This is a genomic window from Agrobacterium vitis (genome assembly GCF_037039395.1).
GTDB classification, from domain to species: Bacteria; Pseudomonadota; Alphaproteobacteria; order Rhizobiales; family Rhizobiaceae; genus Allorhizobium; species Allorhizobium vitis_E.
In genome coordinates this window covers 3,369,254-3,383,032 of the sequence record NZ_CP146242.1, presented here as the reverse complement: position 1 = coordinate 3,383,032, position 13,779 = coordinate 3,369,254, and the positions used below count along the sequence as shown (strand labels likewise).

At 59.9% G+C, this 13,779-nt stretch carries 11 protein-coding genes and 1 pseudogene; all 12 read right to left on the bottom strand.

The genetic code is table 11. From position 1 onward, the window contains the following. Positions 1-73: 73 nt before the first annotated feature. Positions 74-727: a protein-L-isoaspartate(D-aspartate) O-methyltransferase gene (locus V6582_RS18200; protein WP_070164976.1), complete on the bottom strand. Its 654-nt coding sequence runs from the start codon at positions 725-727 to the stop codon at positions 74-76. Further along, complete coding sequence (surE, locus tag V6582_RS18195) at positions 724-1,494, bottom strand: 5'/3'-nucleotidase SurE (RefSeq protein WP_156630543.1); 771 nt, start codon at positions 1,492-1,494, stop codon at positions 724-726. The genes V6582_RS18200 and surE overlap by 4 nt, the downstream gene beginning before the upstream one ends. A 32-nt stretch (positions 1,495-1,526) precedes the next feature. Further along, positions 1,527-2,810, bottom strand: coding sequence for a serine--tRNA ligase (serS, locus tag V6582_RS18190; RefSeq protein ID WP_070164978.1), 1,284 nt, complete (start codon positions 2,808-2,810; stop codon positions 1,527-1,529). 74 nt (positions 2,811-2,884) lie between these two features. Beyond that, positions 2,885-3,697, bottom strand: a complete 813-nt coding sequence (tatC, locus tag V6582_RS18185; protein WP_156630542.1) for a twin-arginine translocase subunit TatC — start codon at positions 3,695-3,697, stop codon at positions 2,885-2,887. 613 nt (positions 3,698-4,310) lie between these two features. Further along, a pseudogene (gene tatB / locus V6582_RS27585) lies at positions 4,311-4,611 on the bottom strand (Sec-independent protein translocase protein TatB); the annotation flags it as partial. Between the two features lie 94 nt (positions 4,612-4,705). Next, positions 4,706-4,921 carry a twin-arginine translocase TatA/TatE family subunit gene (locus V6582_RS18175; RefSeq protein ID WP_156630540.1) on the bottom strand — a complete coding sequence of 72 codons (216 nt, stop codon included), beginning with the start codon at positions 4,919-4,921 and terminating at the stop codon, positions 4,706-4,708. A gap of 194 nt (positions 4,922-5,115) precedes the next feature. After that, a complete protein-coding gene (gene scpB, locus V6582_RS18170; protein ID WP_156630539.1) occupies positions 5,116-5,832 on the bottom strand; it encodes an SMC-Scp complex subunit ScpB in 717 nt (238 codons plus the stop codon). 5 nt (positions 5,833-5,837) lie between these two features. Next, positions 5,838-6,737 (bottom strand): segregation and condensation protein A, encoded by a 900-nt coding sequence (locus V6582_RS18165; protein WP_420360159.1) that lies wholly within the window; start codon positions 6,735-6,737, stop codon positions 5,838-5,840. Further along, a complete protein-coding gene (gene nagZ, locus V6582_RS18160; protein WP_156630538.1) occupies positions 6,737-7,753 on the bottom strand; it encodes a beta-N-acetylhexosaminidase in 1,017 nt (338 codons plus the stop codon). The genes V6582_RS18165 and nagZ overlap by 1 nt, the downstream gene beginning before the upstream one ends. A 164-nt stretch (positions 7,754-7,917) precedes the next feature. Continuing rightward, the gene (locus V6582_RS18155; protein WP_156630537.1) at positions 7,918-10,656 is read right to left on the bottom strand and encodes an SPOR domain-containing protein; all 2,739 of its coding nucleotides are present in this window, start codon (positions 10,654-10,656) and stop codon (positions 7,918-7,920) included. A gap of 68 nt (positions 10,657-10,724) precedes the next feature. Further along, positions 10,725-12,482, bottom strand: a complete 1,758-nt coding sequence (gene argS / locus V6582_RS18150) for an arginine--tRNA ligase (protein ID WP_156630536.1) — start codon at positions 12,480-12,482, stop codon at positions 10,725-10,727. A 62-nt stretch (positions 12,483-12,544) separates the two neighbouring features. After that, a complete protein-coding gene (locus V6582_RS18145) occupies positions 12,545-13,762 on the bottom strand; it encodes a deoxyguanosinetriphosphate triphosphohydrolase (RefSeq protein WP_156630535.1) in 1,218 nt (405 codons plus the stop codon). Between the last annotated feature and the right edge of the window lie 17 nt (positions 13,763-13,779).

The window sequence follows — 13,779 nt, the reverse complement described above, 5'->3', positions numbered from 1 at the left end:
AAATTAAGGGCACTGAGCCAGGCACCCGAAAACCCTCCTATTTTGGTAAATTTAGAGAGGTCAAAGCTTCCAATCAGAGGAAGGCAGCTACGTTTGGGGTCAAGGGCAGGTAGGGAACCTCGAACAGGTCTTCCCGCTCGAACCGGCTGCCGGTGCGGGTCAGCCGCACCATGACGCATCGGTTTTCGTCCAAAATCAGCGGAGCCAGCAGCACCCCGTTATGAACCAATTGCTCGGTAAAGACTTTCGGCATCGAGGGGAAGGCGGCGGTCGCGATGATTCGGTCGAATGTCCCCTCGCCCGGCAGGCCCAGGCTGCCATCGCCATGGCGGATAATCGCATTGCGGACTGACAATTGCTCGAGACGAGCCTGCGCATCGTTGACCAGCGTCTTATAGCGCTCCACAGAGACGACCCGCTCGCTAAGACGCGCCAGAACAGCGGTCATAAACCCGCTGCCGGTGCCGACCTCCATCACCCGCTGGCCGGGCTTGACGCGCAGCCGCTCGATCAGCCGGACCGCAAGATCGGCCCCTTCCATGAACGCACCGCATTCAAGCGGGATCGTCTGGCGGGAATAAGCATGTTCGGCCAGATGATGAGCGACGAATCGCGACCGGGGCGTCTGTTCCACCGCCGTCAGCAGGTTGATGTCGGAAATCCCTTCGGAGCGCAGCCGCAGCACCAGGGCGGCAAAGCCTTCTTTTTCAAGCATTGCGGATTTCAAGACCCCACCTCCGGGTTCAGCGCGGCGGCGATGATATCCTGAACCGCGTAGTCGGTTAGGTCCAGCTTCAGCGGCGTGATCGAAATACGGTTATCGCGCAACGTGCTGATATCGGTTCCGGCGCGGAAATTGCCCTTGCGGTCGCCGAATCGCAGCCAGAAATAGGGCAGCCCGCGTCCATCCGTGCGCTCCTCGACGCTGAGCCCGAAGTCGAGCTTGCCCTGCGAGGTCACATCGACGCCCGCGACCTCGTCCGGTTCGCAATTGGGAAAATTGAGATTGAGGAACGTGCCGGGCGGAAGATCGATATGCATCAGCTTGGCAATCAGCGCTGGCGCATGGGTTTCAGCCACATGCCAGGGAATTGAATGTCCAGCCACGTAGCTATAGGCCTGGCTAAGCGCAAACGAGCGCACCCCATGCACCGTGCCTTCGATGGCCCCAGCCACCGTGCCGGAGTAAGTGACATCGTCAGCAAGGTTCGCCCCGGCATTGACGCCTGACAGCACCAGATCCGGATTACCGGGCAGCAGTTTGCGGATGGCCATGATGACGCAATCGGTCGGCGTTCCCCGCAGGGCATAGCGTTTCTCACCAAGCTGCCGCAGCCGTAACGGCTCCGACAGGGTCAGCGAATGGGCAAGCCCGCTCTGGTCGGTTTCCGGCGCAACAATCCACACATCGTCGGACAGAGTCCGGGCGATTCTTTCCAGAACGGCCAGTCCGTCTGCATGAATTCCGTCGTCATTGGTCAGCAGAATCCGCATTGGTCCTCGTCAAGACGTTTCCGAAGCCGGAATTAGCTGGCTTTTTCGATTCTCGTCAGACCGCCCATATAGGGCAACAATACGTCAGGCACAGTGATCGAGCCATCTTCGTTGAGATAGTTCTCCATGACAGCAATCAGGCACCGGCCAACCGCTGTGCCCGAACCGTTCAGCGTGTGGACGAATGTCGTGCCCTTGCCGTCCTTGTTGCGGTAGCGGGCATTCATCCGCCGTCCCTGGAAATCGCCGCAGACCGAGCAGGAAGAAATTTCACGGAACGTGTTCTGTCCCGGCAGCCAGACTTCCAGATCGTAGGTCTTGGCAGCACCGAAGCCCATATCGCCGGTGCAGAGCGTCATGGTGCGGAAATGCAGGCCAAGGCGCTTCAGCACTTCTTCGGCGCAGGCCGTCATCCGCTCATGTTCCGCCAACGCGCTCTGCGCATCGGTGATCGACACCAGCTCGCATTTCCAGAACTGATGCTGGCGCAACATGCCGCGCGTGTCACGGCCAGCCGACCCTGCTTCCGAGCGGAAGGACGGCGTCAAGGCTGTAAACCGCAGCGGCAGTTTTTCCTGATCGAGAATTTCGCCGGAGACCAGATTGGTCAGCGTCACCTCGGCTGTCGGGATCAGCCAGCGACCATCGGTGGTCTTGAACAGTTCCTCAGCAAATTTCGGCAATTGGCCGGTGCCATACATCGCTTCATCGCGCACCATCAGCGGCGAGGAGACTTCCGTATAGCCGTGTTCGCTGGTGTGGAGATCGATCATGAACTGGCCGAGCGCCCGCTCCAGTCGCGCCAAAGGCCCGGTCAAGACGGTAAATCGTGCGCCGGAAAGCTTGGCAGCCCGATCGAAATCCATGTAGCCCAGCGCTTCGCCGATTTCCGGATGCTCGATGGCCTTATGGTTCCAGCCCGGCTTCTGGCCAACAACACGCGCCACGACATTGTCGTGTTCATCCGCGCCAACAGGCACATCGTCCAGCGGAATATTGGGAATGCGCGACAGGGCATCGGTCAGCTCCGCGCTCAGGCGGCGCTCGTCTTCTTCGGCAGCCGGCAGGGTGTCCTTCAGCGAGGCAACTTCGGCCTTCAGCTTTTCGGCCAGCGCCATATCCTTTTGCGCCATAGCCGCGCCAATTTCCTTGGACGCGGAATTACGACGCGACTGCATGTCCTGCATGGATTGGACGACAGCCCGGCGCTGTTCATCAAGCGTGATCAGGCTCTGCGACAGCGGCTCTGCCCCGCGCTTTGCCAGCGCCTGATCGAGAAGCTCAGGGTTTTCACGAATCCATTTTATATCAAGCATCGTCGTTCCAAGTATGTAAGCGGGCCAAGTATGTAAGCGGACCAACTATGTAGCGGGCCGGATTTTGACGCAGGCTATTCCACCTCGGTGGAGGTGCTGGCTTCAGTTGCGGCCTTCTTTGACCGTTCCCGTTCCACCAGCTTTGCGGCATAGATCGAGACTTCGTAGAGAAGGATGGTAGGCAGTGCAAGACCGATCTGGGACATCGGATCGGGCGGGGTTAGCACTGCCGCAACGATGAAGGCGATGACGATGAAATATTTGCGCTTTTCGGCCAGCCACTTGCTGTCGATGATCCCGACCCGCGCCAGAAGCGTGGTCACGACAGGCAATTGGAACACAAGTCCGAAAGCAAAGACCAGCGACATGATCAAGCTGAGATATTCCGAGACTTTCGGCATCAGCGAAATCGCCACATCGCCCTGCCCCGGCGCCTGCTGCATGGCCAGGAAGAACCACATCACCATCGGCGTGAAGAAGAAATAGACCAGCGCCGCCCCCATCAGGAACAGGACCGGAGAGGCAACCAGGAACGGCAGGAAGGCCTGTCGCTCGTTTTTATAAAGGCCCGGTGCCACGAACTTGTAGATCTGCGCGGCAATCACCGGAAAAGCGATCACCATGGCGGAAAACATAGCCACCTTGACCTGAGTGAAGAAAAACTCCTGCGGCGCGGTATAGATCAGCTCGGCCTTGCTGACATCCAGATGCGCCCAGATCACCGCCCATTTATAGGGAACGACCAGAAGATTGAACAAATGCTTGGCGAAGAAAAAACAGACGATGAAGGCCAGGAAAAACGCACCCAGCGACCAGATCAGCCGCGTCCTCAGCTCTATCAGATGCTCGATCAGCGGCTGCGGCTTGTCCTCGATGTCGTCGCTCATGCTTCACCCTTACTGGTGTCTTGCTTGCTGCTGTCTTGTGCGCTCGTGTCTTGCGCGCGCGGCACAGGCTGGCTGGCCATCGTCTCGCCAGGGACAGTCTTCTTCCTGGACACGGTTTTCTTTTTCAATTCTGGCACAGCAGCCGTCTCCGGCAGACCTTTCGCCGCTACTGGCCTTTTGGTACGCGTCGTCGTCTTCGGCTGCACACCCTTATCCGATAGAGCAGTGTCCGCATCAACAGAGGCTTGCGTGACAGGCGCGGTGACGGCTGCTGGCTTCAGATTTTTGACTGGCTTGGAAACAGCCTTGGCTTTAGCGGCTTTTACCGCCTTAGGCGACGACAGTTCAGACGTCAGCACGTCAGGCGCCGCGACATCCGACTTTGGCTTTCGCACCCGTTTCACCGGTGCTTTTTCCAGTGGCGTAACAGTTTCGGCAGCCTTGACGACCGGTGCTGTCACGGGTGCCGCAGCAGCCGAACCCGGCAATTGCGGCTTTGCCAGGGTATCGCCCAGCGGCGCCAGTGGCGGAAGATCTTCCGCCGTCATCGGCCGGGCCGGTTCATCCGCCAGTGGCAGGCGGCTGCTGTCGTCTTCAGGGAAATGATCCACCTGCGTCGAACGCTGGAGATCTGATCTAATATCGGCGCCCATCTGCCGCAGCGGGTTGATCGCTTCGCGCAGCGCATTGGCAGGGTTCAGCCGTTGAGCATCATCGATCGTGCGGCGCACATCGTCCATGTCGGCTTCGCGCAGCGCTTCGTCAAACTGGGCGCGAAACTCGCCCGCCGTCTTGCGCAGCCGCGTTGTCATCTTGCCAAAGGCCCGCAGCATGGGCGGCAAGTCTTTCGGACCGACCACAACGATCAGCACGACCGCGATGACCAGTAATTCGCTCCAGCCAATGTCAAGCATTCTTCAGTCTCCTGAAGCCGTCGGCCAAGCGGCGACCCATTCCAGAAACAGACCGGCGCCGTCAGGCACCGGCCTCATTCAGTTTCACACATCATTATTTGTGATCGTCGGCCCGATGGTCCACGGTCTTCGACGGATCGGCAGGCCGGGACGGCGCATCCGGGGCAGTATCGTCATCCGACATGCCCTTCTTGAAGCTCTTGATGCCCTTGGCAACGTCGCCCATCAGTTCCGGGATCTTGCCGCGGCCAAACAACAACAGCACAATCGCCAGAACGATCAGCCAATGCCACATACTGAAAGAACCCATGGTCCCCACTCCTTATTGATCGGTCATACCGATGTAAGATGTTTGTGCATCTTTTTCAAATTACAAAATCTTTTACCTGCTTGGCATGGGAAATGACTGGAGGCAAGACACCGCCGCCGCCCCATCAACAGTCCCGCAGATTTTCGTGGGCATTTCTACTGCCCAAGCTCCACGGCTCCATTCTCGGCAACAGATCAGGTCCCACGGGCATCGGCGGGCGCCAGCAGGCCCAGCTCTTCCAGATCAAGTTGGGTGATCGGGTCCTCATCCTCACCAAACGCATCGCCATCCATGGGCATCGGCACATGGAAATTCGCCGGGATGCGTCCCGTCAACAGCCCCGCCCCCTTCAATTCCTCCATGCCCGGCAGATCGCGCAATTCCTCCAGCCCGAAATGATCGAGAAAATCGCGCGTCGTCCCGAAGGTGACGGGCCGGCCCGGCGTGCGACGGCGACCGCGAAACCGCACCCATCCAGCCTCCAGCAACACGTCAATCGTGCCTTTGGAGGTCTGCACGCCTCTGATATCCTCGATTTCGGCCCGCGTGACCGGCTGGTGATAGGCAATGATCGCCAGCACCTCCAGCGCCGCCCGCGATAGTTTGCGCACCTCGTTGTCTTCACGGCGAATGGCAAAGGCGAGGTCGGCGGCTGTGCGAAATGCCCAATGCCCATCAACCCGCACCAGATTGACACCGCGCGGCGCATAATCGGCCTGAAGCGCCTTCATCAGCCCGCCAATATCGGTGCCGCGTGCCAGGCGCTCGGCCAGAAAGCCTTCCGACACTGGCTCTGCCGAGGCAAAGACCAGCGCTTCAACGATGCGCAAGGCCTCACGCTCCCGTATGCCAGCAAGCCCGCCGGCCCCATCCTCGGCATCGGTTTCATCCGGTTGATTGTCGCCCGTCATTGCCATCACGCCTGACCACCATCAGCATGGGGTACCAGCATGCCCGCCGCGTCCCGGCCCTTGCCGCCCCGCATATAGATCGGCTCGAAGGCGCCAGCCTGGCGAATTTCCAGCTTGCCCTCCCGCACCAGTTCCAGCGATGCAGCAAAGGCGCTGGCAATCGCCGTGACCCGCTCAGCCGGATCGGCCAGATATTGCAGCAGATAAGCGTCCAGCGCCGTCCAATCGCTGATCTCGCCAATCATCCGGTTTAACAGCGTGCGCGCATCGACCAGCGACCACACCGTGCGCCGTTCGATGGTGACCTGTGTATAGGCCTGGCGCTGGCGTAGATTGGCGTAGGCCGACAGCAGGTCGTAGAGACTGGCCTCAAAAGCCGAGTTCACCCGGTCGGGCACATGTTCGGGCGCGCCGCGCTGAAAGATATCGCGGCCCAGCCGGTTGCGGTTGACCAGCTTTCCAGCCGCATCGCGCATTGCCTCCAACCGCTTCAGCCGGAAGGCCAGTGCTGCGGCCATTTCCTCACCGGAGGGCTCGTCGTCCTTGGCTTGCTGAGGGATCAGCAGCCGGGATTTCAGATAGGCAAGCCAAGCCGCCATGACAAGGTAATCGGCGGCAAGCTCGATGCGGATGCTGCGGGCCTCTTCGACGAACAGCAGATATTGTTCGGCCAGCGCCAGAACTGAAATCCGCGACAGATCGACCTTCTGATTGCGGGCCAGAAACAGCAACAGATCCAGAGGGCCTTCGAAACCAGCGACGTCGATGACCAGAGACGGATCATCGCTGGCCCGCTCAACCGCCGCATCGCCCTGCCACAGCTTCTCCATAGGCGTGGCGGTGCTACCCTTCACACTTGAAGCCGGAGCGGAGGAAGCCAGAGCGGGTGCGACAGGCTCTGCCATCACGCCACCGCCATCAGTGAGGAAAATTCCTCACGGATCGCCTGTTCGTCGGCGCCGTCGTTACAGCCGAAGGCCGCCTCTACGGCCTTTACCCGCGCAAGCGCTGCTCCGGAAAGCCAAGGAGCGTGCTCCGCAACCTGCACCATTTCCTCCATGATCCCGTGGCAATGCAGCAGAACGTCGTTGCCAGCGGCAATCACCGCTGCGGCCCGCTCGGAAATCGTCCCCTTCAGGGCATTCATCGATAGATCGTCGTTCATCAGCAGCCCCTGGAACCCGATCAGTCCCCGGATCACCTCATCCACGACAATGGATGAGGTCGAGGCCGTGTAATTGGGGTCATAGGCAGAATAGACCACATGCGCGGTCATCGCCATCAATTCGCCGTTGAGCCGCCGGAAGGGCGGAAAATCATGCGCTTCCAGCTCGGCCCGCGAGGCCGTAACCACCGGCAATTCATGGTGAGAATCGGCCATGCCCCGGCCATGGCCGGGAATATGCTTGACCGTTGGCAGCACACCGCCTGCCTTCAACCCCGCCGCCGCCGCTTCGCCCATCGCTCCAACCGTTTCCGGATCGAAACCATAGGCGCGGTTGCCGATGACATTGCTGGCGCCTTCGACCGGTACATCCACCACCGGCAGGCAATCGACATTGATGCCGAAGCGCATAAGATCAAATGCATGCAGCCGCGACATCAGCCAAGCGGCACGCAGCCCCTTCTCCTTGTCCTGACGGTAAAGCGCGCCGATCTCGGCACCCGATGGGTAGCGCGAACACATCGGCTCGCGGATACGCTGAACGCGCCCGCCCTCCTGATCGATCAGCACCGGCGCATTGCGCCCGCCAACCGTATCGCGCATCTGCGCAACCAGATCGCTGATCTGTGCGCCGTCAAGGCAATTGCGCCCGAACAAAATGAAGCCCCAGGGCTGGTGCTCTCTAAAGAACGCCTGCTCATCGGGGGTCAGAACCGGGCCGGAACAGCCCAAAATCATAGCTTTTGCGTGGGTCATGGGTCGAACAATAGTCGAGCTTTGCGAAAAGCCGAGGGCAAAGCGCCGATCATGCACAGGAATCCGCGAAAAAGCAGCAGAAAGGGCGCTATTCCCACGGAAGAGCGCCCTTAAACGAGATCACATTCAATCCAAGGGAACCGTAAAAGGCTCCCTCTACGCCTTTAGCGCACCACCATGCAATTTCCGCCAGCGCCGCGATAACGTTCGCAGAGCGACACGGCTTCATCCTTGCTGCCAGCCGGGATACGGACACGGTAGTAGGTGCCCTTGCCCGGAATATCTGCGGCCTTGATGTCGACGCCACGGCCACCGATCACGCTGCCGAATTTAGCCGACAGGCTCTTGTAGCTCTTCTGGGCATCGGCTTCGCTTGGCAGCGAAGAGATCTGAACCAGATAGCCGCCAGAGCTGGCAGCCGTACTGGCCGACGCAGGAGATGCCGAAACAGGCGTAGCAGCCGGCGTTGAGCTCTTGGCAGCAGCTGCCGCAGCCGTCTGCACGGGTGCAGCAGCCGGTCTATTGCGCGGAACCGGCATGTTGGGAGCTGGAACGCCAGCACTAGCCTGGGCGGCATCCGGTGCAGCCGTCGCAGTATCCGCGGAGGCCATGGCCTGTTCCACGCTCTGCGGAGCAGCCGACCCCGGCTGGGCCGCCAGATTAGGAGCGGCAGCATGCGCCGTCGATGGCTGGGCGGCCGCAGGCTGCTGGGCAGAGGTTTCCTGCGCCACCAGCGAGCCGTCCGGCCGCACGATCATAGTTTTCACCTTGCGAGGCGAAAGGCTCTGCTGGTCGCCTTGCTTGGTGGGATCGGCTGGCTGGCCATTCTGGCCCGTCTGCGCCGCATCGCCGGTCATACCGGCGCCGTTTATACCGGCCCCGTTTATACCAGCATTATCAGCCTCTGATTCCTGTTCCAACGGCAAATTGTCAGGTTCCAGCGTGCGCTGGGCAACATCCACCGGCTCTTCCTGCGAAGAGATCAGGCTCTTTTGCTGAGGCTGGTCAGGAGCCGAACCAGACACACGGTCATAGACCGCCTTGTTCTGATTCGGAACGGACTTGCCACCGGGATCGGCAGGCACGACCTTGACCGGCCCCTTGTCAGCCATCACCACTTTCGGCTCGCTGGAGCTGAACGTTTCGCCCCCACTGGTCTTCATCCAGGCATAAACACCGCCACCGCCAACCAGCACGACAACTGCCGCCGCAGCCATCGCCAACCAGCGGCGCGAACCGCGCGGCTCTTCGTAATCGTCATAGTCCTCTGCTTCCAACGGCATCGGCACAGGTCCGCCGGGCTTGGCACCGAAACTATGGGGACCATCGAGGCTCTTGCGGAAATCTTCCTCCAGCGCCTTTTCGAACACGTCGAAATCATCACTGGGCATATTCTTGACCTGCTCGGCCAAGGGCGGCATGGGCGCTACCGGAGCTGTAACAGCTGCGGCGGCGACGGCCTGCGCGGGCTTTGATGGCGCAGATGCCGAGCGCGGCTCTACCGTCTGGTCCAGCAATGTCGCCAGTTCGGAATCGATATCGAAGTCGTAATCCTGCCGATAGGTGGGAGGCGCGGCATCCTCCACGGGCGGCAAATCGGGAACGTCCAGATGCGCAACCGCTTCCAGATGCTCGTCCTGATCGGCAATTTCGGCGGCATCAAACGGCAGTGGCGCGGGTTCACTCACATGCTGCGGCTCCGGTTCAGCAACGGGCGCCTGCGCCTCAACAGGTGCGGCCTCTGCCGGACGGGACGGTTGATGCGTGACAGGACCAGTAACGGCGGCTGCCACGGGCTGCGGTGGCCTCTGCTCTATTACCGGAGGTGCAGACTCAGCCTCCAGCTCGGAGAGATCGAGTTCGATATCTTCCAGATCGAAATCAAAATCGCCACCGAATGGATCGGACTCCTGCGGGGCTAGCGATGTTTCGTCCTGGATTTCTGACTGATGATCATGACGCTGATGGTCAGGGCGTGTGGACGCTGCCTGCGGTTCGAATTGAGGCTCTTGCACCGAATAGGCGGAAGCCGCAACGGGCCGAGCTTCGACTTCTTCATTGTGGGCCAGGGCCTCGAAAAAGCTCGGAACCTCCCGCGATGGCGGGGCAAGCGGCGCACCTGCGAAAACCGAATGGGCAACAGGCTGGAAAAGCGGCGGTTCGCGGCGCTGGACGAAAGCATCCTGCGTGGGCGTTGCCGGTACTGGTGATCGCGATGCTTCGGGGCTGAACCCAAAATCGAAATCCTGGTCCATCTCCGGGGCATCAGGCTCCGGGTGGATAACAGGGGCAGCCGCTTCAACCGGCGCAGGCTCCATCACCGGCTCGTGCCGCTGGCGGGTCTGCTCTTCATGACGAGCCGCACTGGAGCGCGAGGCGCCAGCACTGACCGGATTAAAATTGGCAAGCGGCAGACGATGACGCCCATAGCCTTCGGTTGGATCGGCTCCACCGGAACGCGCCGATGGCGGTTCTACCGCCACGTCGCCAACCGACCATTCAAGTTCATCTGCAAGAGATATGTCCGAAGCAGAAGGCCCAGAAGCCTCAGTGCCACCGAATGACACCGGCTCTCGCGCCGATACCGCTTCATGGGAATACCCGGCTGACGGCTGGGACACGCCGACATAGTCAGGCGCATCGACGTAACCATCAAGATCCTGAAGCAGCTCGTCCTGCAGATTGACCTGATCCTGCGCTGGCGAATGCCGGTGCGGTTCTGGTGCCACAGCGGCTCCGGGTGTTACCCCCAAGGTCGCGGCGCCGCCGGATGTCATGGGCGGGTCACGACGCGCCACCGGCGCATCGTAGCCGACGAGACGGGCCAGCTCTGCCAACGGATCGTCGTCCGCAAACGCATTGCCTGCTGGATCCCTGCTATATGCAGCCTGTTTTTGCACCATAACCCTACACTTCCACTCGCTACGCGACCATCGGCTTGCCAGCGCAATGTGGGGAATTGGTGACGATACTATCGCATCTCTTGCGGAGCATCCGTGCCGGTAATGGCAAGTCCGGACTGCAACACAGAAGCGACAGCATGCACCAGCCCAAGTCTGGCAAGACTTGATTGTCGGTTTTTATCGTTAACAAATCGTAATTCCGGCTGATCCTTGCCCTTATTCCAATGAGCATGGAACGAACTAGCCAGATCGTAAAGATAAAATGCGATGCGATGCGGCTCCATTGACTGGGCCGAAGCTTCAATGATTCGCGGGTATTCCGCAAGCTTGGCAATCAATTGCACTTCGCTCGGCTCCGTAATACCGGCCACGGCTGCTTCCAGAACAGCAGGCGAAAGATCAATATCGCCGAAAGCTTCGCGCGCCTGACGGAAGATCGACATGCAACGGGCATGAGCATATTGCACGTAAAAGACCGGATTGTCCTTGGACTGTTCGGTCACTTTGGCAAAGTCGAAGTCCAACGGCTCGCTGCTCTTGCGGTAAAGCATCATGAAGCGCACCGAATCGCGGCCGACTTCCTCGACCACGTCGCGCAACGTCACGAAATCGCCCGACCGCTTCGACATCTTGACCGGCTCGCCATCGCGATAAAGCTTGACGAGCTGGCAGAGCAGTACCGTCAATTTGGCCTTGCCCTCGGACACAGCCTTGGCCACCGCCTCCAGCCGCTTGACATAGCCGCCATGGTCGGCGCCCAGAACATAGATCATCCGGTCGAAACCGCGATCATACTTATCCTTGAAATAGGCGACGTCGGCGGCAAAATAGGTGTAGCTGCCATCGGACTTGATCAGCGGACGGTCGATATCGTCGCCGACTTCGGTGGAGCGAAACAGCGTCTGCTCGCGATCCTCCCAATCTTCAGGCAATTGCCCCTTTGGCGGCGGCAGCGTCCCGCGATAGACATGGCCCTTGAAGGTCAGGTCGTTGATCGCGGTGCGGATCGCGGCCGCTCCATTGGCATGCAATTGCCGCTCGGAGTAAAACAGGTCGTGATGCACATTAAGGGCCGCGAGGTCCTCACGGATCATCACCATCATCGCATCAATTGCGCGATCCTTGACGATATCCATCCACTGCTCTTCCGGCATGTTGTGCAGACGCACGCCGTATTCCTGAGCCAGCGCCTCGCCGACCGGTTTCAGATAATCGCCAGGATATAGGCCAGCCGGGATCTCACCGATCGTTTCGCCCAGCGCCTCGCGGTAGCGCAGGAAAACGGAGCGGGCCAGCACGTCGATCTGCGACCCCGCATCGTTGATGTAATATTCCTTGGTAACGCCATAACCGGCAAATGCCAGCAGATTGGCCAGCGCATCGCCGACCACGGCACCCCGGCAATGGCCGACATGCATCGGCCCTGTCGGATTGGCCGAGACATATTCAACATTGACCTTGCGGTCCGCGCCGGTTTGCGAGCGGCCGAAATCCGTGCCTGCAGCAATCACATTGGCCAGCAGCCGCTGCCAATAGGCAACGGAAAGGCGGATATTCAGGAAGCCGGGACCGGCCACGGAAACCTCGGCAATATCCGCATCTTCCTTGAGCTTTTCGCCGATCAGATCGGCCAGAACCCTGGGGCTGACGCCGAGCGGCTTTGCCAGAACCATCGCCGCATTGGTTGCGGCATCGCCATGACTTGCATCGCGCGGCGGCTCGACAACGATCCGATCGAACGACAGTTCACTTCGCTTTTCCTTTACAAGATCAAGGGTTTCCAGCGCAGTTTTGATTCGATTTTCGAAATCGGCGAACAGGTTCATGAGGATCAATCCAGACAGATGCAGGTCGAAGCCAGCCCAACAGGCGGCGTTTCGCCCGCTGCCTAGCGCAAATCGGGTGTATGGTCAAACAGCTGCCGGTGAACACGCACCGCATAAGTGTCCGTCATCCCGGCCAGAAAATCGCCGACATGGCGGGCTTTGGCGGGCGTTTCCAACCCTGCCGTATGCTCCACCCAATAGTCGCTGCGCATCAGGGTCGGATCGGCCATATAGGCCTTGAACAGATCCGTGACGATCTGGGCGGCACCAGCGCGAATGCGCATGATATCGGGATGGCAATAGATTTTCGAAAACAGCAGTTTCTTGATCTGTCGGTCGGTCTCGGCCATCTCTTGCGAAAAGGTAATCACGGTTTCACCCGCCTGGCGAATATCGTCAGCCGACATCGGGCGAATACGCGATAGCCGCTCCTGGGCCACCGCAATGACATCCTCGACCATCCGGGTGATCTGACGGCGCATGATTTCATGAGTAAACCGGTCAGCCTCCAGATTGGGATAACGGTCGCTGACATCGCGCATCAGACCAGCCAGAAACGGCACATCCTCCAGCATATCAAACGTCAGATAGCCGGAGCGCAGTCCGTCATCGATGTCATGGGTATTATAGGCAATATCGTCTGCGACTGCGGCGGCCTGGGCTTCCAGGCTGGCATGGCTGGCAATATCGAGATCCTGCATCTGGCAATATTCAGTTATCGGCAAAGGCACCGGTCCGCGCGTCCCCTCGCCGTCCGCATTCATCAGCGGCCCATTGTGCTTGACCAGCCCCTCCAGCGTTTCCCAGGTCAGGTTAAGGCCATCGAATTCGGCGTAGCGGCGCTCCAGTTTGGTGACGATCCGCAGCGATTGGGCGTTGTGATCGAAGCCACCATAGGGTTCCAGCAATTCGTGCAGCGCATCCTCGCCGGTATGGCCAAACGGTGTGTGGCCGAAATCATGTACCAGAGCCACGCCTTCGGCCAGATCCTCATCAATGCGAAAGGCGCGGGCCAGCGCCCGGGCAATCTGCGCCACCTCGATCGTGTGGGTCAGGCGGGTGCGGTAATGATCGCTGTCGGGGCCAATAAACACCTGAGTCTTGTGCTTGAGGCGGCGAAAAGCGGTGGTATGAACGATGCGGTCGCGGTCGCGCTGGAAATCGGACCGGGTCAGGCTGCCGCCTTCCGGATAGAGGCGCCCACGCGAATTCCAGGGATCAGCGGCAAAAATCGCCCGTTCTCCAACACCGAATCCCAATGCATTTCTATCGATTGTCATGCCTGCTCTTCATCCTG